Consider the following 16,957-nt stretch of genomic DNA (forward strand, 5'->3'; position numbering starts at 1 on the left):
TTACTGCCGTGCAGATAAAGCGCAAAAGACCGACTGCCACTCGGGCTTTGGCAGAGTGCAACTTGATAGAGTTTTCCTTCCTTGATGTCACTTCGCTGCCACATTCTGGACCTCTGTTGCCTAACGTTTGGTTAAGGGGCGGGCTTTAGCCCGTCCCAGTGAGCGAAGCGAGCGATTTGAACCACTTGTTAGGGAATTGCACGGGTTATTCAGATGCATTGTAAATATCCATATCTAGTCTTATTCCGCGAGCCCCAAGTGCTAGCAGCGCCTCTGGGGAAAGCGTTAATCCGTCATTAAAGCTGGCCATAAAGATACCGCAAAAAAGATCAACCCTGTAATGTGAGCAAAGAAACTTCCATGCTGTAAGGTCTTGTGATAGTTGATTTAATATTTCGAAAATTTGTGCATCCAGATTTTCGGGGCTTCTGCGTTCGACACTAAGTCGCCAGCTTCCTGTCTTGTGTATTCGAACCTTGCCGGTAACCGCTCCGACTTCTTCTTCGCCTTTGTGAAACGATTTGCTTGGCATCGCACCAAGAAGCTTACTTACGTCTTCGGGAATAAGCTCATCTCCGAAAATGCGCAGTGTTGCGGCGGATCTGTCGAGGATTCCCATGTCTTCCCTAACGTTTGGTTAAGGGGCGGGCTTTAGCCCGTCCCAGTGAGCGAAGCGAACGGTTTGAACCAATTGTTATGCGTTAAAAACTATGGGCGCTTACGGTTCTCACCGTTATTTTTGTGTACTCCGGTAGACTCTGGCCTTTGCAGGTGCAAGTAATTTGGAAGTTTTCTGACTCATTAGGAGCTAGCTTTTTGCTGATGTATGTAGATTGCTCTTGAACAAATTCACCTTCGTTGTTGAAGAACTCAGCCTCAAGCTTTATTGATCCTACGGATACTTCCCCTTTGTTGGTTATGGTGCCCAGGATGTTGACTTTTCCATCCTTGCTCTTGTCTGTAAATTTCTCTACTGAAATTAATTCTGCGTAGTCGGTTGTTAGCTCAGAGTAGCCGGAGTAATCATCGCTTTCGTAACTTTCGCTGCTAGACACGTAGTTGACTAGCATGTTACCTGCCCAGACCCCTGCTGTGATCGGCAAGAGGAGACCGACGCCAATTAGAAGTCCATTCTTGATTTTGGATATGCTGCTAGACGACATCATTATTTCCTTTTAATGCATAACGTTTGGTTAAGGGGCGGGCTTTAGCCCGTCCCAGTGAGCGCAGCGAACGATTTGAACCAATTGTTATACGCTTTTTGATTCATGCAATTTAACAACTGTTGGTTTTTTTCTAGTGTTTATCCTAGCAATAGCTTGCGCTTTTTCTTCAGAACTAAGAACCTGGTGCTCACATAGGAACTCGACATGTTTTTCGAGTATCCCGGCCATTCTTTCAGCTGAAATCTCACCGTTGTATTTTATTCGCTCTATTCTGTTTTTGATTTCGTTGCAAAACATTGTGACTTTCTCGCTGTTCGGTTTGTTTCCAAGTATTGAGAATAGTCTTTGCCCATTGTGTCCATTAAAACATACAACGCTTATTTTCGACTTGTAGGCGTTTACGCCAAAAAAGAAGAATGACATGAATAACAGTCCTGAAGTGAGAAGGTATGGACCATCATCAGGCGGTTGAAAGTACGTACTTCCATACCAAGTTGTTAAAATAGCAAGCACAAGCGAAATTGTTGATGTGGTAAAAGCGCCAATGGAAAAGTTTTTGTACACATCATATTGGGGGTCTATGTTATCTAGCAGGAATTTATTTTCTACTTTATTGAGAAATTTTACTTGGCTGAGAGTCAGGACGTCGTCACTCCCAACTGTTATTTTCAGCTTCCCCTTAAAAAAACCTATACTTTGTATGAATTCCATTTTTTCCTCGTGCGTATAACGTTTGGTTAAGGGGCGGGCTTTAGCCCGTCCCAGTGAGCGAAGCGAACGATTTGAACCGCTTGTTAGGCCACGCGGTGCTGTGCCGGCCACAGAGCGGTGACACGACTCGCTGCTGGATGTGGCTTGGAGCATACGCGCGCCGGCCTTCCGGTAGAAGCGCGCAGCGATGGGCGCAAGCGCGTGCAGATGAGCCTGTTGCCGCGCTGCGTATTTGAGTGGGTTGGCGTAGATGTTCCGGGTCGGATTCCAATGGCCGCCGTGAACTTGCAGTCTGATAAAGCCAATTGTTATTCGAACACATAACTTCCTTGTTCATTCTTTGCTCTTCCGCCTAACGTTTGGTTAAGGGGCGGGCTTTAGCCCGTCCCAGTGAGCGAAGCGAACGATTTGAACCACTTGTTAGGCATGCGGTTTTCAATTCAAAACCGCTGTCCTTTATGTGGCTTGGCAATAACTTGCCATGAGTCGTCATACAGCGTAGTGCCTGGATCTTCCGTTCGAAGAACTTTTATATAAATTCCGTGCTGCTCAAGTATGTTTTTCAGGAGCCACATCTGCTTAATTGCTTCTTCAGCCTCGGGCTTGAACCAGGATATTGCCCGACGGTGTTCAATGTCTTTTAAGGCTTCAGGTATTGGCAAGTTCTCATTAAACCATTTTAGAGCGACGCGCAATTCTCTATGCTCTGAAACGGTAAGATCACCCTCATCTCTTAGTGTATGAGCAGCCACCAAGGCTCCAGCGCTATGCCCCGAATCATTGTCAGTTTCAAACACCGCAAATCTGATGAGCACAATTAATGCCTAACGTTTTGGTTAAGGGGCGGGCTTTAGCCCGTCCCAGTGAGCGAAGCGAACGATTTGAACCAGTTGTTATGCGCTACTGACAGTATCGACGGGCTTCTTCTTCTGATTTCACCTCTGTGCCATTGCAGTGATATCCCGGTACTGCGCAAAGGAGATAGGCTTTACCTAGTTTTTTTGCCTCGTATTCACTTTCAATTACTGCTGGAGCATCTCGCCCTTCCGATAATTTGCATGCTTCCTTTTGGGCTTCAATTTTAGTTATGCACTGACTCTGGCTGATGTTAAATGACTCAGTGGCTCCGTTACACATTTTGAGTGCGGTTTCGTGCCACAGATCAAATAGATTGTCTTTTGGAATCGGATTGTTCTGAATGTTACTTAAGCTGTATTGACTGACTTTACTCGAATTATCTAAGTAATAATTATTATAGGCGTAGTATGCGGCTGCAGACAGGGCGATTAGGAGGATAATATTTTTCATGGTACTTCCTTGTGCATAACGTTTGGTTAAGGGGCGGGCTTTAGCCCGTCCCAGTGAGCGAAGCGAGCGGTTTGAACCAGTTGTTAAATGACAAGTTCACAAATAGCCCTAGTGTCATCAATGTACTTCAAGCCATTGTATGTTCTTGATGTGCCGCTATGTACCGCGATTGCCTTAACGGGCATAGCTAAGCGATTTTTTGTTAAGAACGCTTTGAATTCGGCCATGATGCTCTCGCTTGGTTTTGAAACGCCGAACCAGAAATCATACCAATTGCCATTGTGAAAGACTGAAAAGGATTCTGAGCCGTTAAAAAGACCTTTTAGAACGGTGCCGTCAGGAAAAATAAAATTCGCTAATTCGATTTCAATAATATGCTCAGAAAAGCCGGGGTGAGTGTCAGGAATGACGAATTCAAAGCTGTCATAGCCCTCTTCGTCGTTATGGTATACACACCAACGATTATTCTCTAGATCAGTAACTGTTAGTTCTTCTATGCGTTTTGGCACGGAGCAAGCCATTGTCATTTAACGTTTGGTTAAGGGGCGGGCTTTAGCCCGTCCCAGTGAGCGAAGCGAGCGATTTGAACCAGTTGTTAGCATTTGTTTGATAGGTTGCGGACTGCATAGTGCTCTGCTTTTAAGTAGCTTCCTTTTAATGTGCTTGGAAGCAGTGAAAGAATTGCATCTTTAATTGCGGATTTACCTATGGCCAATCCGCTTTTATCACTCATTGCCCAAGTTGGATTTGAGTCGGAATGACTCTTCGCATAACTGAATATGCCGGCAAAGAAAGATCTTACTGAAGTAAAAGCATTATCTTTAGCCATGGCCTCCAAGTTGCATACTATAGAATCGCTATAGTTTAAAATTATGTCGCCTGAAGTTTGCTTTTCTGCTGAGACAAGAAGAAGCTCAGTTTCACCGCTGTATTGCCAGTTAGTTTCTGCTTCGAGGTCATCAATCATGTTGCAGAAGGCCTCGTCACTAAATAGCCAATTTATGCCTTCAATTTGCGTGACTGGGGTTTGGTCTGCGAAATGATTTTCTGGCCAGTACGCACCGTAGCCCGCGCAGAAAAAGTCTACGGCTTCACCTGAACGGATATGGAAATGATTTAAATGGCCAATGATTTCACTTTTTGCTAAATTTGATTTTGGATGAGCGAACAGTATGCCAATTAATTTTGAATTTCGTGTTTCTTCGATGCGAACACTTTTGTAGCGTGTGGGTGGGTTTTTTCCTGCCACCATCATGTATGCCATTGTTGTTACTGGTTCTCTCTTTATGATGGTGATTTTTCTTGGAAGGTCAGAGTGTGCTTTTTCTTTAATACTTTGAAGTGAGTTGGCGTCCAGCACGATATTTCCCTTAAATGCTAACGATAAATAGACACCAATTGGTGCATAACTTGATGGGAAGGATTGGTGGAGAACATTCCGGGCAGAGCACGTTGGTACGTCTAGACTGAGGCTTACCATAGCGATTCGGATCTAAAGGACGTTATACACCGCTGGCGGGAAGCCTCAGCAGCCCAACCCTGTTAGTCCGGAACAGTACCCGATTTGCATTAGAAACGTCAGGTGTTCATGTAGTGTAAATGGTGGTGCTGGCGACTATGAGTGAGATGACTACAAAGCCCAATTTTCGTTAGAGATTGTGAGGGATTGAAGGGAGGGGGCCGGAGGGCGCTACAAATAAGGGATTTTTAGAGATTGTTAGGCGCAAGCGATCATAACGCCAAGTCACAAGGAGACAGCGATGCTGGAAAGCCAGGATTACCAATGCCCTTATTGTGGCGAGCAGGTTGAGGCGCTGCTCGACCTGTCGGGCGGTGATCAGCAGTACATCGAAGACTGCCCTGTGTGCTGCCGGCCTATCGTATTCTCGTTGCAGACTGATGGTGAGGACTGGAGCCTGGACGTGCGCGGGGAGAACGACTGATGCAGCGAATTTACGAGCCGCAGGACCTGATGGAGGGCGAGTTGCTGCTGGGTATGCTGGCCAGTGAAGGGATCGAGGCTTATCTCACTGGGCAGCATTTGGCCGGTGCGGTGGGTGAGTTACCCGCTTGCGGCTTGCTCGGGGTGATGGTTGAGGATGGCCAGGCGCACAGCGCACGACAGCTGATCGCCGCGTACAATGCTGCGCTGCCGCTGCCGACGGATGAGCCTGAAAGTTTTCAAGGTTCGTTGCTCTGCTAAATCTAGTCTGGTGGCGCACCTGACGTACTTCTTGCTGGCCGCCAGGTCGGTATATTGACTGCTGAACGCTATCGAGTTTCCCATGTGTGGACGTTATGCCCTGTTCCGTTGGACGCCTGCATTTGCGGCTATTCCCGGGTTCCCCGCCGATCAGTTACCGCACTGGAGCATTTCGCCCAATAGCCAGGTGTTGCTGCTGCGCAACGTCGAGGGCGAGCGGCAGCTGACGCGCGCACGCTGGGGGCTGACGCCGCCCTGGTTGACCGACCTGACCAAGACCCCGGCCCAGGCCCGTGCGGAAACCCTGGCCGAGCAGCCGATGTTTCGCGAGGCGTTTCGCCTGCGTCGCGGCCTGTTGCCGGCCAACGGGTTTTACGAGTGGCGCGGCACGGCGCGCAAACGTCCGTACTGGCTCACTGGCGAAACCACGCCGCTGTATTTCGCCGCGTTGTGGGAGGCCTATCCGGTTGAGGGGTGTGTCTACCTGAGCGCGGCGGTGGTAACTCAGGCTGCAGCCAGCCAGCGGCGCCCACTGATTCTCGATGAGGCCGGCCAGGCAGCCTGGTTGACTGCCGATACACCAGCGGCCGAGTTGCAGGCCTTGCTGGCGCGCCCGCAACCGGCGCTGCGCGAGCGGGTGTTGGCCAACCTGATCAACGATCCCAAGCTGGATGCGCCTGAGTGCCTGACCCCGGCGTAGCCAAAGCGGTATAAAAAAGGCGGACTGTTATGGCCGTCCGCCCTTTTTATTTGCTGCTTGATCAGACCTTGAACTGGTTGATCAGCCGGCGTTGCTGTTCGGCCAGCTTGGTCAGCTCGGCGCTGGCCTGGCTGGCTTCGTCGGCGCCCCCGGCCACTTCATTGGCCACCTGGCCGATATTGGTGACGTTGCGGTTGATGTCCTCGGCCACCGCGCTTTGTTCTTCGGCCGCGCTGGCGATCTGCGTATTCATGTCGTTGATCACCGAGACCGCCTGGGTGATAGATTCCAGTGCCTCGGCGGCCTGGCTGGCCTGTTGCACACTGATCTCGGTCTTGCTCTGGCTGTCTTCCATGACCGTGACCACGTCGCGCGTGCCCTGTTGCAGCTGTTGAATCATGGTCTGGATTTCTTCGGTGGCTTTCTGGGTCTTTTGCGCCAGATTGCGTACCTCATCGGCCACAACGGCAAAGCCGCGGCCCTGTTCGCCTGCGCGCGCCGCCTCAATGGCGGCGTTGAGTGCGAGCAGGTTGGTTTGCTCGGCAATCCCGCGAATTGCCACCAGGATGGCGGTGATGTTCTCGCTGTCTTTGGCCAGGGTTTGCACCACGGTGACTGCGCGGCCGATTTCCTGCGCCAGAGCGGCAATTGCATCGGCGGTGTGTTGCACCGTCTGCTTGCCCTGATTAGCCGCGCGGTCCGCATGACTGGCCGCTTCGGCCGCATGGGTGGCGTTGCGCGCCACGTCCTGGGCGGTGGCGGTCATTTCATGCACGGCGGTGGCGACCAGTTCGATCTCCGCCAGCTGTTTCTGCACCCCGGTATTGGTGCGGATGGCAATGTCGGCTGTGTGCTCTGAGGAGTCACTGACTTTCTGTACCGAGCTGACGACTTGGGTAATCATGCTTTGCAGCTTGCCGAGAAAGGTGTTGAAGCCCTTGGCGATATCGCCCAGTTCGTCACTGCGGTTCACCTCCAGGCGGCAGGTCAAATCGCCATCGCCCTGGGCGATGTCGTCAAGCATGGTCACCATCTGCCGCAGCGGACGGGCGATGCCGTAGCCGACAAACCAGATCACCAGCATGCCAACACCGGCAACCAATAGGCCCACCAAAGCCATGCCCAGGGTGTCAGCCTCAGCTTGCTCAGTAAGGCCGGTCTGCAGCGCATTCAGGTCTGCGAATACCGCACTGGTCGGCAATACGATGGCCAGAGTCCAGCGTGTCGAGGTCCCGGCAACCTGGAACGGCAGCAGCAGTTGCAGCAGCTGGCGCTGCTCGTCGAGTTTGTTGATCGGTTGGTCGTTACTGCTCTGCTTGAGCTGACTCAGCAGCTCGGCATCAATGGCCTTGCTCGCCGGCTGGCCAGTCAATGCTGCGTCCTGGGTTGCGGCGATCAGGGTGCCGTTGGAGGCAATCAGGGCCAGTTCCCCGGCGCCGTCATACAGCTCGGCTTTGGCGGTTGTGAGCAGTTCTTGAATAAAGTCCAAGGCCAGATCATTGCCGGCAATGCCGCGGAACTGGCCATTGACCATGATCGGCGCGTTGAAGGCGGCGACCAGTACCTGCTTGCCGCCAAAGTCGTAGGAGGCCGGGTCAATCACGCAGGGCTTGCCGGTTTCCTTGGGGCACAGGTAGTACTCGCCTGTGCGCACGCCGGTGGGTTGAACCTCCTCGCTTTCCATCTGTTCCACGGTCAGGCCGTCGAGCTTCAGTTGGTCGCCATCCCGGTACCACCACGGCATAAAGCGACCGGTGTGGTCGTAGCCGCTTTCCTTCTGATTGACGTAGAGGTCGTCGTCCTGATCGAAAGCGTTGGCCTCCCAGCCGATGTAGAGATCAAGTAGTTCCGGGTTGGCCTTGAGGTATACGCCGACCAGATTGCTTAGTTCTTCGCGGGTCAGGCTGATGCCCGGGCTGCCATCAATGCTGCCCATCTGACTGTTGAGAGTGGCCAGGGATTTTGCCACGGTCATGGGGTGCTCAAACTGGCGCTGCAGCTGGCCGACCTGAGCTTTGGCCAGAGCGTTCAAGCGTTGCTCGATCACATCCTCTAATAGGCCCCGGGTGCGTTCTTGCACGTGGGTCTGGGTACGCGCGCTGGCGAATAGGGCGTAGAGCACCAGGGCGACGACCACAGCCAGGATGCTAGCCCCCGCCATAAGTGCAACGGAGGACTGGATCGACTTGAATCGCATAGGGACTCCTCAACGTGTTAGTTGCACCCGTCCCTGGCTTATCGGCAGCGTAGCTTCAAAGCATTAGCTCGCCCCTGTCACTAGCAAAGAGCCTTGTGCTGCTTAGTGCAAGTTGTGCGGGTTGTTTTGCCCAGGTGCACGGCCTAGCATACGGTCCCTGTCGTGAAGGAGAGCTGACATGAAGATCCCATTTCGCCTGGCCAGTCTGGCGCTTTGCAGCCTGCTGACAGCCTGCCAGGCTGTGAACACCACCAGTGGCGGTGCCGTAGGTGTTGAGCGCAAGCAATACATGTTCAGCATGCTCTCGACCCAAGAGGTCAATCAGATGTATGCGCAGTCTTACCAGCAGACTCTGAGCGAAGCGTCCAGCAAGGGTGTTCTGGATAAGACCAGCAATAACGCCAAGCGCCTGCGCACCATTGCCGATCGCCTGATCAAGCATGCCCCATTGTTTCGTCCGGATTCGGCGCAGTGGCAATGGGAGGTCAACTTGATCAAGAGTCCTGAGCTGAACGCCAACTGCGGTCCAGGCGGCAAGATCATTTTCTACAGCGGGATTATCGAGAAGCTCAAGCTCACCGATGATGAGATCGCCGCGATTATGGGGCACGAAATGGCCCATGCCCTGCGCGAGCATAGCCGCGAGGCGATGTCCAAAGCCTATGGTGTCGAGATGGCCAAACAGGGCGCAGGTGCCTTGCTTGGTCTTGGCTCCGACAGCTTGGCACTGGCCGATGCTGCGGTGCAGTACGGCATGATGCTGCCCAACAGCCGTGGCAATGAGAACGAGGCCGATCTGATCGGTCTGGAACTGGCAGCTCGTGGTGGTTACAACCCCAATGCCGCGGTCAGTCTGTGGCAGAAAATGGCCGCCGCCAGCGAAGGTGCACCGCCTGAATTTATGAGCACGCACCCCGCATCAAGCAGTCGAATCGCTTCTCTGCAGGCGGCGATTCCCAAGGTGATGCCGTTGTATGAACAGGCACGCTAAAGACCTTTAAACAAAAAGCCCCCAGATGGGGGCTTTTTGTTGAGCGCTAGTTGTTCAAGGCAGTGCCTTGGCAGCAAAAGGCTGGGTCGTCAGGCCCAGTTGCGAGCGAAAACTCTCCATGTCGAACATGGTGCAAATTTCCTGAATTTCATTGCTTGGGGTAATGGTCCAGAAGGCCATGGCCGAGATGCTCAGTATCTTGTCGCTGGGAGGGTAGCCGAGTGCGGGTTTCTGAATAGTGCCAATCAGAGTGCTCCAGGTAACGACCTTATTATTCTCGGCGATGCATTCTTCGATCACCACCTGCAGGTCCGGCATGGCGTGGCGGATATCCAGCACCATCTGGGCAAATGCCGGGCTGCTCAGCGGCCTACCAATAAACGAGCTTTTGTAGAGAAAGTCTTTGCTGTGCAGTTGCTCGGCCAGAGCGGTGCGGCCTTTATTCCACGACAGCTCGATATGGTGACGGACCAGTTTTTTTCGATCATCCAGTGACATCGGAGTCTCCCTGACTGCTGAGTGGGCAGGATGTTGCGCACTGTAGCAGCCGCTGGGAAGCCGAAGTATTGGCCGAAACGCCAGCACCCTGGCGTCAACTTGATGTCAAATAAGCCCGCTGAATGTCAGTGACTGATACCCCGCGTACACTGCCAACGCCGCAAAGGCGCAGGCGGCGAGACGGCGAATCAAGGTCAGTGGTAGGCGCTCGGCGGCAAAATTGCTGGCCAGCACCACAGGTACGTTGGCCAGCAGCATGCCCAGGGTGGTACCGATCACTACCAAAATAAAGTGCGGGTACTGCGCGGCCAGCATCACCGTGGCGATCTGGGTTTTGTCGCCCATTTCGGCGAGGAAGAAGGCGATCAGCGTGGTCAGGAAGGGGCCGTAGCGTTTGAATTTGGAGCTTTCGTCGTCATCCAGCTGATCCGGGATCAGCGTCCACAGGGCTACGGCAACAAAGCTGGCGGCAAGAATCCAACTCAAGGTGGCGGGGGAGAAGAAGCTGGCAACCCAGTTGCCAATCGCGCCGGCGGCGAAATGATTGGTCAGAGTGGCAACCACAATCCCCCAGATAATCGGCCATGGCTTGCGAAAGCGTGCGGCCAAGAGCAAGGCGAGCAGCTGCGTCTTGTCGCCGATTTCGGCCAAGGCAACGATAAAGGTTGGAACAAACAGGGATTCGAGCATCAGGCTTTCCTAAAGGGGCGGGTCGACACGGCTATGACACGTACAGCCTTCCCGCCCCGGGTAAGGTGTGCGTGTCATAGGTCTTGTCAAACCGCAGGCCCCTCTGAGTGGGCCTTGGGTCGCACGCGCCATGCTCTGCCGAGCAAGTATGTTGACGTGTGCCGTGCGAGCTGGCGCTCGCGGGAGACTACTCCCCTAGGACGCGCGCATTCTGCCCGCGCATCCCTGATAGGGCAAGCGCCGTTTAGCCTTTGCAGGCTTGGTAGATGCGAAAACCTTTGGCGTCGGCCAGGGTCTGGCAGGGGCCGAGATGCTGTTCGATCAGCGGCGGGTATTTAAGAAAACTGTTGGCGACCAGGCGCAATTCACCTTTGCTGGCCAGGTGCCGACTGGCCTGGCGCAGCAGGTGTTCGGTGGCCTGGTAGTGCGTGTGCACGCCCTGGTGAAAGGGCGGGTTGCTGAGGATCGCACTCAGGCCCGTGGGCGCCGCATCGATGCCGTCAGCATTGATGACATCCGCCTGCAGGCCGTTGGCGGCCAAGGTCAGGCGGCTGCTTTCAACGGCAAAGGCGTCGACATCCAACAGGGTGACCTGGCTGTCCGGGTAGCGACGTTTCAGCGCCGCGCCGAGTACGCCGGCCCCGCAGCCGAAATCCAGGATATGTCCGCTGGGTAAACCGCCGAGGTGTTCAAGCAACAGCGCGCTGCCTACGTCCAGTCGGCCATGGCTGAATACGCCCGGCAGGCTGAGTACCTGCAGTGGACCATCGACCAGGTCCAGTTCGTAGCGTTGCGCCAGGCTGTGCAGATCCGGTGTGGCGGGTGCGTGCTCAACCCGTACCTGCCAGAGCTGGCAGTGCCGCGCGCTGTCGAGCTTACGTGCCTGACCGAAGGTCGCCAGCTGTTTGGCGGCGCGTTCAATGCCTGCGCGTTTTTCTCCAACCAGAAACAGTTCGCGACCGCCCAGGCGAGCCGCCAGGGCATTGAGCAGGTACTCGGTCAGCTCGCGGGACTTTGGTAGAAACAGCACGGCTGCCTGGAAGTCGCGCTCACCCGGTTGCGTTCCAAAGTGGCAGCGATTGCTGAAGCGGGCGTCCAGCAATGCGTGCTCGCCGGCATGCCAGCTCCAGCCTTGTGCGTCGGGGAATTGGCCGAGCAGGTCATCGGCCGGCAAGCCGGCAAGCAGCAGTGGGCCGGTGAATAGATCGGCCTGGCGCAGCAGTACTTCGCTTCGCGGGTCCATAAGCGCTCCTCGAAAAAAGTCGCGTAGATTAGGGGCTGTTGCCGTTTCAGCGCAAACCGCGTTGCTGCGAAAAATCTCGCCAGGCTAGGCGTGGGACGCAGGTAATGGTGCTCCCTTGCCAAGTCCCGCAACGACGCATTGCGAGATTTTCCGCGCAACCCCTCAGGGCCGGGCCTGTTTTAGCGCGATGCTGCGTTTCTCGACACTCATTTGGCAAACCAAACATCGCGTCTCGTGCCTGGCCTCGCGCTAAAACAGGCTTCGGCGTGGTCGCGTTGAAACGGCGACAGACCCTAGTTGACAACGCGCATAGGCGTGCCGTTGAGGAATGCCAAAGCGTTTTCACTGAGCTGGCCGACGATGCGTTGCCGCGCTTCGCGGCTGCCCCAGGCGCTATGCGGAGTGATGATCAGTCGTGGAATATCGGCAGCAAGCAAGGGATTGCCGTCTTTCGGCGGCTCCTGGGTCAGCACATCGGTTGCCGCCCCGCCCAGGAGGCCTGCACGCAGGGCGTCAGCCAGGGCCTGCTCGTTTATCAGGCCGCCGCGGGCGGTGTTGATCAGAAAGGCTGTGGGCTTCATCAGGTTGAGTTCGCGAGCGCCGATCAGGTTCAGGGTGTCGTTGTTCAGCGGGCAGTGCAGGGTAAGCGCATCGACCTGGGGTAGCAGCTCATCCAGTGGTAGACGGTCGGTGCGCGGTGGGCGGCCGGGCAACTGGCCGAGCAGTACACGCATGCCAAAGGCTTCGGCCAGTTTGGCCACTGCGCCGCCCAGCTCGCCATGGCCGAGTAGGCCAAGAGTCTTGCCGTGCAGCTCGATAATTGGGTGGTCGAGCAGGCAGAACTGCTGCGCCTGTTGCCAGCGGCCGGCGCGAACGTCCTGCTGATAATCGGGCAGGCGGGTGGCCAGCGCCAATAGCAGCATGAGAGTGTGTTGGGCCACCGATGGCGTGCCGTAACCCTGGCAGTTGCACACGGTTACGCCGTGGGCACGGGCGGCGGTCAGGTCAATTGGGTTGGTGCCGGTGGCGGCCACCAGTACCAGCTTCAGTTCTGGGCAGGCAGTGAATACCTCGGCATTCAGCGCCACCTTGTTGCTGATCGCCACCTGTGCGCACTGTAAGCGCTCGATAGTTTGCGCCTGGGTGCTGTGCGGATACAGCTGCAGGTCAGCAAAGCAGGCATTCAGGTTGGATAGGTCGAGGTCGCCCAGGTCGAGTGAGCTATGGTCGAGAAAGACGGCGCGGTGACTGTTACTCATCAGCTGTATCTATCCTGCAGGTTTGGGCGGGGAGTAAGGTGGCGAGCCTAACAGAATCATTTCAACGTCGCGGAGCCGCCCCATGTACTGGACTGAGTTTTTAGCTGTGGCCCTCATTCACTTGCTGGCAGTGGCCAGCCCGGGCCCGGACTTCGCGATTGTGGTGCGCGAAAGTGTGGCTCATGGGCGGCGTGCCGGCATCTTCAGTGCGATTGGCGTGGGCTGTGGGATTTTTATCCATGTGGCCTATTCGCTGCTGGGTATCGGTTTGATCGTGTCCCAGTCGATTGTGCTGTTCAACGCTCTGAAGTGGCTGGCAGCGGCTTACCTGCTGTACATCGGCATTCGCGCATTGCGGGCCAAACCGGCCAGCCCAAGTGACGCCGAGTTGAGCCTGGATGAAGGCGAGCGCTCTCCGCGTGCCGCCTTTGTTGCCGGGTTTGTAACCAACGGCCTGAACCCCAAGGCCACGCTGTTCTTCCTGTCGCTGTTTACCGTGGTGATCAACCCGCATACGCCGCTGTCAGTTCAGGCCGGCTATGGCGTTTACCTGGCAGTGGCCACGGCGCTGTGGTTCTGCATGGTCGCGCAACTGTTCAGCCACCAGCGCGTGCGCGCCGGTTTTGCGCGAATGGGCCACTGGTTTGATCGGCTGATGGGGGCGGTGCTTGTGGGGTTGGGCGTCAAACTGGCGTTTAGCGAGCTGCGCTAAGTCGAGTGCCATAACGAAAACGCCCCACATTGGCGGGGCGTTTTCGTTGTAGGCAGGGCGTAGAACCTATTTTCAATCTCGCGAGCTAGAGTCATGCAAGGCAAAAACAGACGAGGAAGCGGAGTGTACTGTTGTACATGAGCATTACTCGCTTCACTCGCCCTTCGGGTCGCGCTAAAGCGCGTTAGCCGCAAGCGGCTTACCGAGCCTGTTTTTAACGCCGTAGGGCCGGCGCGCAGCAGATTGAAATAGGTTCTTACTCGTCTTTGCCTTTGCTGCGCATAGCTCGTTGCACTTCGCGGTCGGCGTCGCGTTCTTTCTCTGTGTGGCGTTTGTCGAAGTCCTTCTTGCCCTTGGCCAGGGCAATCTCGCACTTGATCAGGTGCGCCTTCCAGTAAATCGACAGGGCCACGCAGGCATAGCCTTTCTGCTGCACTGCGCCGAACAACTTGTCCAACTCGCGCTTATTCAGCAGCAACTTGCGGGTACGCGTTGGGTCGGCAATCACATGGGTGCTGGCCGCTGTTAATGGGGTGATGTGGCAACCCATCAGCCAGGCTTCATCGTTTTTCAGCAGCACGTAGCTGTCGACCAACTGGGCCTTGCCGGCGCGCAGACTTTTCACTTCCCAGCCGGCCAGGACCAAGCCTGCCTCGAACCTGGATTCGACGAAGTAGTCGTGCATCGCCTTCTTGTTTTGCGCGATGGTGCCTTGCGGGTGCTTCTTTTGTTTAGCCATAGGGCGCGCATTATAGGGAGTCACTGGCGCGGGCGCTATGTGCGGCAGGGCAAAATAAGCTTTGCTAGGCGCCTGGTGCTGCGCGGCGTCGGCTGCGCTTGAGCCGCCCTGGTGAATCCTCGACAATGCGCGATCTTTTTTAATAGAGCAGGCTAGCCGAGCATGGCGAACGATAAGGTTTCGATACACGGCGCCTGGGCCAGCCGTTGGGTGTTTATTCTGGCGGCGACCGGTTCGGCCGTCGGGCTGGGCAACATCTGGAAGTTCCCCTATATGACCGGCATGTATGGCGGTGGGGCTTTTGTGATGATGTACCTGGTATGCATCTTTATGGTCGGTTTGCCGATCATGCTCGCGGAAACCCTGATCGGTCGGCGCGGCCGGCAGAGCCCGGTGAATACCCTCAAGACCCTGGCCATTGAATCAGGTGCCTCGCCGAAATGGTCCTGGGCCGCGCTGGTCGGGATGGTTGCTGCTCTGTTGATTCTGTCTTTCTATAGCGTGGTGGCCGGCTGGTCGCTGGACTACATCCTCAGCATGGGCGGTGGCCAGTTTGCTGGGGTCAGTGCCGAAGGTGCTGGTGCTGCGTTTGGCGCGCTGACGGCCGATCCGTGGCGGCTAACCCTGTGGCATACGCTTTTTATGCTGCTAACCGGTTCCGTTATCGCCCGTGGCGTGGTGGCCGGTCTTGAGCGCAGCCTGCGCATCATGATGCCGCTGCTGTTCGTGTTGCTGCTGGTGCTGCTGGGGTACAGCATGACCACCGGGCACTTTATGCAAGGCTTCCACTTTCTTTTTGACTTCCAGCCGGATCGCGTACTCGATGGCGTGCTTGCCGCCATGGGCCATGCCTTCTTTACCCTGAGCGTAGGTGTAGGCGCGATCATGGTCTACGGCTCGTACATGCCGAAGAACGCCTCAATTGGCGGCACCATTCTCACCGTCGGTATTCTCGATACCCTGGTGGCGTTGACGGCCGGTATGGCGCTGTTTCCCATCGTTTTCGCCGGTGGCCTGGAGCCAGGCGCAGGACCGGGGCTGATGTTTGTGACCTTGCCGGTGGCGTTCGGCAACATCGCCTTTGGCCAGGTGATGGGCACGCTGTTCTTTATTCTGGTGCTGATTGCGGCCTGGACCTCGTCGATCTCCATGCTGGAGCCGGCGGTGGCCTATCTGGTCGAGCGCAGCAAGCGCAGTCGGGTGCTGGTGACCAGTGTGCTGGCATTCTTCTGCTGGGCGGTCGGTATGGGCACAGTGCTGTCGTTCAACCTGGGGGCCGAAGCGAAGTTCTTTGTCTTCGGCGAAGATGGTTTCCATTTATTCCAGTGGGGCGCCGAGGGCGGGCGGACCTTCTTCGACACCATCGATTACCTGACCAGTCGCATTCTGCTGCCGTTCGGTGGTTTGGCGTTCGCCATATTCGCTGGCTGGGTGCTCAAGCGTGAGGCGGTGCGCGAAGAGCTGGCGATGAAAAGTCCGCTACTGTTCAACGTGGTGTACTGGTTGATTCGTGTGGTTGCGCCGATTGGCGTGCTGATCGTGTTTATCGCAGAGCTGAGTAAATGATCGCCTGCCTTCTGTTTAGCCAAGTGGTTGCGTTATGAGTACTCATATTCAGCGTTCGGCGCTGTTGCCTTATCCGGCGAGGGCGCTGTTTGATCTGGTCAATGATGTGGCCAGTTATCCGCAATTTCTGCCCTGGTGCTCGGCCAGCGAAGTGCTTGAATCAAGCGACACGCACATGCGGGCCAGTCTGACAGTGGCCAAGGGCGGCTTGAGCCAGCGCTTTGTCACTGCCAACACGCTGGTGCCGGGCGAGCTGATCAAGCTGACCCTGGTCGAGGGGCCGTTCACTCAGCTGTATGGGCATTGGGAGTTCAAAGCGCTGGGCGACAAGGCCTGTAAGATCAGTCTGGATCTGACCTTCGACTACGCTGGACCGTTGGTACGTGCGACCCTCGGGCCGCTGTTCAATCAGGCCACTAATACCCTGGTCGATGCCTTCTGCCAAAGGGCTAAGCAACTCTATGGATAAGCCAATTATCGTGGTTGAAGTGGTGTACGCGCTGGCCGACAAGCAAAAGCTACTGCGCCTGAGTCTGCCCTATGGCACCACGGTACGTCAGGCGGCGCTGCAGTCCGGCATGCAGGCGCATTTTCCCGACGTGGATCTGCACAGCAGCCCGCTGGGTATCTTCGGCAAGGCGGTGAGCAAGCCCGACGAGCGCGTGCTGGAAGACGGTGAGCGGGTGGAGATCTACCGGCCATTAATTGCCGATCCGAAAGAGGTGCGCAAGCAGCGTGCGGCCAAAGCGGCGCAAGCCAAGGCCGAAGACGCCGCACAGTAAGTGTTGAAAGCGTGGTTTGCAGAGGTGCAGGCGTAAAAAGCCCGGACATGTCCGGGCTTTTTTATGGCTATGTCCCAAGACCGTGTTGCAAGGACTAAGCTTTAAGGCAGACATCCGCTTGTGAGGTCAGCCCACCATGGATACTCAAGCCTTTCAGCGCTGGTTGGCCCAGGTGAGCCAGCTCAGTGCCAA

Annotated in this window: 21 protein-coding genes and 1 pseudogene; 8 read left to right on the forward strand and 14 right to left on the reverse strand. The window is 55.7% G+C overall.

From position 1 onward, the window contains the following. Positions 1 to 205 precede the first annotated feature (205 nt). The 7 genes from AACX99_RS21530 to AACX99_RS21560 all read right to left on the reverse strand — a co-directional run bounded on the left by AACX99_RS21530 (position 206) and on the right by AACX99_RS21560 (position 4,545). A complete protein-coding gene (locus AACX99_RS21530; protein WP_339414466.1) occupies positions 206 to 619 on the reverse strand; it encodes a DUF4279 domain-containing protein in 414 nt (137 codons plus the stop codon). Between the two features lie 82 nt (positions 620 to 701). Beyond that, positions 702 to 1,163 carry an FxLYD domain-containing protein gene (locus AACX99_RS21535; protein WP_339414467.1) on the reverse strand — a complete coding sequence of 154 codons (462 nt, stop codon included), beginning with the start codon at positions 1,161 to 1,163 and terminating at the stop codon, positions 702 to 704. Positions 1,164 to 1,250: 87 nt separating this feature from the next. After that, positions 1,251 to 1,877, reverse strand: coding sequence for a hypothetical protein (locus tag AACX99_RS21540; RefSeq protein ID WP_339414468.1), 627 nt, complete (start codon positions 1,875 to 1,877; stop codon positions 1,251 to 1,253). A 440-nt stretch (positions 1,878 to 2,317) separates the two neighbouring features. Then, on the reverse strand, positions 2,318 to 2,692 hold the full coding sequence (locus tag AACX99_RS21545) for a hypothetical protein (protein ID WP_339414469.1): 375 nt from the start codon (positions 2,690 to 2,692) through the stop codon (positions 2,318 to 2,320). A gap of 85 nt (positions 2,693 to 2,777) precedes the next feature. Further along, complete coding sequence (locus AACX99_RS21550) at positions 2,778 to 3,185, reverse strand: hypothetical protein (RefSeq protein WP_339414470.1); 408 nt, start codon at positions 3,183 to 3,185, stop codon at positions 2,778 to 2,780. Positions 3,186 to 3,268: 83 nt separating this feature from the next. Continuing rightward, on the reverse strand, positions 3,269 to 3,694 hold the full coding sequence (locus tag AACX99_RS21555) for a hypothetical protein (protein ID WP_339414471.1): 426 nt from the start codon (positions 3,692 to 3,694) through the stop codon (positions 3,269 to 3,271). An 86-nt stretch (positions 3,695 to 3,780) separates the two neighbouring features. Beyond that, positions 3,781 to 4,545, reverse strand: a complete 765-nt coding sequence (locus AACX99_RS21560) for a hypothetical protein (RefSeq protein WP_339414472.1) — start codon at positions 4,543 to 4,545, stop codon at positions 3,781 to 3,783. Between the two features lie 400 nt (positions 4,546 to 4,945). Here AACX99_RS21560 and AACX99_RS21565 point away from each other — a divergent pair, with 400 nt between their 5' ends. From AACX99_RS21565 to AACX99_RS21575, 3 genes are all read left to right on the forward strand, one after another. Next, entirely contained in the window at positions 4,946 to 5,128 is a 183-nt protein-coding gene (locus AACX99_RS21565) for a CPXCG motif-containing cysteine-rich protein (RefSeq protein ID WP_339414473.1), read from the forward strand. Further along, positions 5,128 to 5,388, forward strand: a complete 261-nt coding sequence (locus tag AACX99_RS21570) for a putative signal transducing protein (protein ID WP_339414474.1) — start codon at positions 5,128 to 5,130, stop codon at positions 5,386 to 5,388. The genes AACX99_RS21565 and AACX99_RS21570 overlap by 1 nt, the downstream gene beginning before the upstream one ends. Positions 5,389 to 5,470: 82 nt before the next feature. Beyond that, positions 5,471 to 6,088: an SOS response-associated peptidase gene (locus AACX99_RS21575; RefSeq protein ID WP_339414475.1), complete on the forward strand. Its 618-nt coding sequence runs from the start codon at positions 5,471 to 5,473 to the stop codon at positions 6,086 to 6,088. 61 nt (positions 6,089 to 6,149) lie between these two features. Here AACX99_RS21575 and AACX99_RS22295 read toward each other — a convergent pair whose 3' ends face one another. Next, a complete protein-coding gene (locus tag AACX99_RS22295) occupies positions 6,150 to 6,992 on the reverse strand; it encodes a methyl-accepting chemotaxis protein (RefSeq protein ID WP_445261894.1) in 843 nt (280 codons plus the stop codon). Positions 6,993 to 7,007: 15 nt separating this feature from the next. Next, positions 7,008 to 8,285: pseudogene (locus tag AACX99_RS22300) on the reverse strand (HAMP domain-containing protein); the annotation flags it as partial. Positions 8,286 to 8,463: 178 nt separating this feature from the next. On the opposite strand from AACX99_RS22300, the gene AACX99_RS21585 reads away from it, so the two are divergent. Beyond that, entirely contained in the window at positions 8,464 to 9,276 is an 813-nt protein-coding gene (locus AACX99_RS21585) for a M48 family metallopeptidase (RefSeq protein WP_339414478.1), read from the forward strand. Between the two features lie 54 nt (positions 9,277 to 9,330). On the opposite strand, the gene AACX99_RS21590 is transcribed toward AACX99_RS21585, so the two are convergent. The 4 genes from AACX99_RS21590 to AACX99_RS21605 form a co-directional block, all read right to left on the reverse strand. Further along, positions 9,331 to 9,774, reverse strand: coding sequence for an ester cyclase (locus AACX99_RS21590; protein ID WP_339414479.1), 444 nt, complete (start codon positions 9,772 to 9,774; stop codon positions 9,331 to 9,333). A 105-nt stretch (positions 9,775 to 9,879) separates the two neighbouring features. Continuing rightward, positions 9,880 to 10,464, reverse strand: a complete 585-nt coding sequence (locus tag AACX99_RS21595; RefSeq protein WP_339414480.1) for a TMEM165/GDT1 family protein — start codon at positions 10,462 to 10,464, stop codon at positions 9,880 to 9,882. Positions 10,465 to 10,708: 244 nt separating this feature from the next. Continuing rightward, positions 10,709 to 11,707 (reverse strand): class I SAM-dependent methyltransferase, encoded by a 999-nt coding sequence (locus AACX99_RS21600; RefSeq protein WP_339414481.1) that lies wholly within the window; start codon positions 11,705 to 11,707, stop codon positions 10,709 to 10,711. Positions 11,708 to 12,000: 293 nt separating this feature from the next. Beyond that, the gene (locus AACX99_RS21605) at positions 12,001 to 12,966 is read right to left on the reverse strand and encodes a 2-hydroxyacid dehydrogenase (RefSeq protein ID WP_339414482.1); all 966 of its coding nucleotides are present in this window, start codon (positions 12,964 to 12,966) and stop codon (positions 12,001 to 12,003) included. Positions 12,967 to 13,048: 82 nt separating this feature from the next. Here AACX99_RS21605 and AACX99_RS21610 point away from each other — a divergent pair, with 82 nt between their 5' ends. Continuing rightward, positions 13,049 to 13,678: a LysE family translocator gene (locus tag AACX99_RS21610; RefSeq protein WP_339414483.1), complete on the forward strand. Its 630-nt coding sequence runs from the start codon at positions 13,049 to 13,051 to the stop codon at positions 13,676 to 13,678. A 256-nt stretch (positions 13,679 to 13,934) separates the two neighbouring features. Here AACX99_RS21610 and smpB read toward each other — a convergent pair whose 3' ends face one another. Then, positions 13,935 to 14,417 carry an SsrA-binding protein SmpB gene (gene smpB, locus AACX99_RS21615; RefSeq protein WP_339414484.1) on the reverse strand — a complete coding sequence of 161 codons (483 nt, stop codon included), beginning with the start codon at positions 14,415 to 14,417 and terminating at the stop codon, positions 13,935 to 13,937. Between the two features lie 162 nt (positions 14,418 to 14,579). On the opposite strand from smpB, the gene AACX99_RS21620 reads away from it, so the two are divergent. From AACX99_RS21620 to AACX99_RS21630, 3 genes are read left to right on the forward strand one after another with little or no spacing between them, the layout of a single operon-like run. Next, positions 14,580 to 15,983 (forward strand): sodium-dependent transporter, encoded by a 1,404-nt coding sequence (locus tag AACX99_RS21620; RefSeq protein ID WP_339414485.1) that lies wholly within the window; start codon positions 14,580 to 14,582, stop codon positions 15,981 to 15,983. A 34-nt stretch (positions 15,984 to 16,017) separates the two neighbouring features. Next, complete coding sequence (locus tag AACX99_RS21625) at positions 16,018 to 16,452, forward strand: type II toxin-antitoxin system RatA family toxin (RefSeq protein ID WP_339414486.1); 435 nt, start codon at positions 16,018 to 16,020, stop codon at positions 16,450 to 16,452. Further along, positions 16,445 to 16,765: an RnfH family protein gene (locus AACX99_RS21630; protein WP_339414487.1), complete on the forward strand. Its 321-nt coding sequence runs from the start codon at positions 16,445 to 16,447 to the stop codon at positions 16,763 to 16,765. Before AACX99_RS21625 ends, AACX99_RS21630 begins: the two co-directional genes overlap by 8 nt. Positions 16,766 to 16,957 lie beyond the last annotated feature (192 nt).

It is taken from the genome of Pseudomonas sp. EA_35y_Pfl2_R5, from assembly GCF_963970805.1.
In the GTDB taxonomy this organism is placed as follows: domain Bacteria; phylum Pseudomonadota; class Gammaproteobacteria; order Pseudomonadales; family Pseudomonadaceae; genus Aquipseudomonas.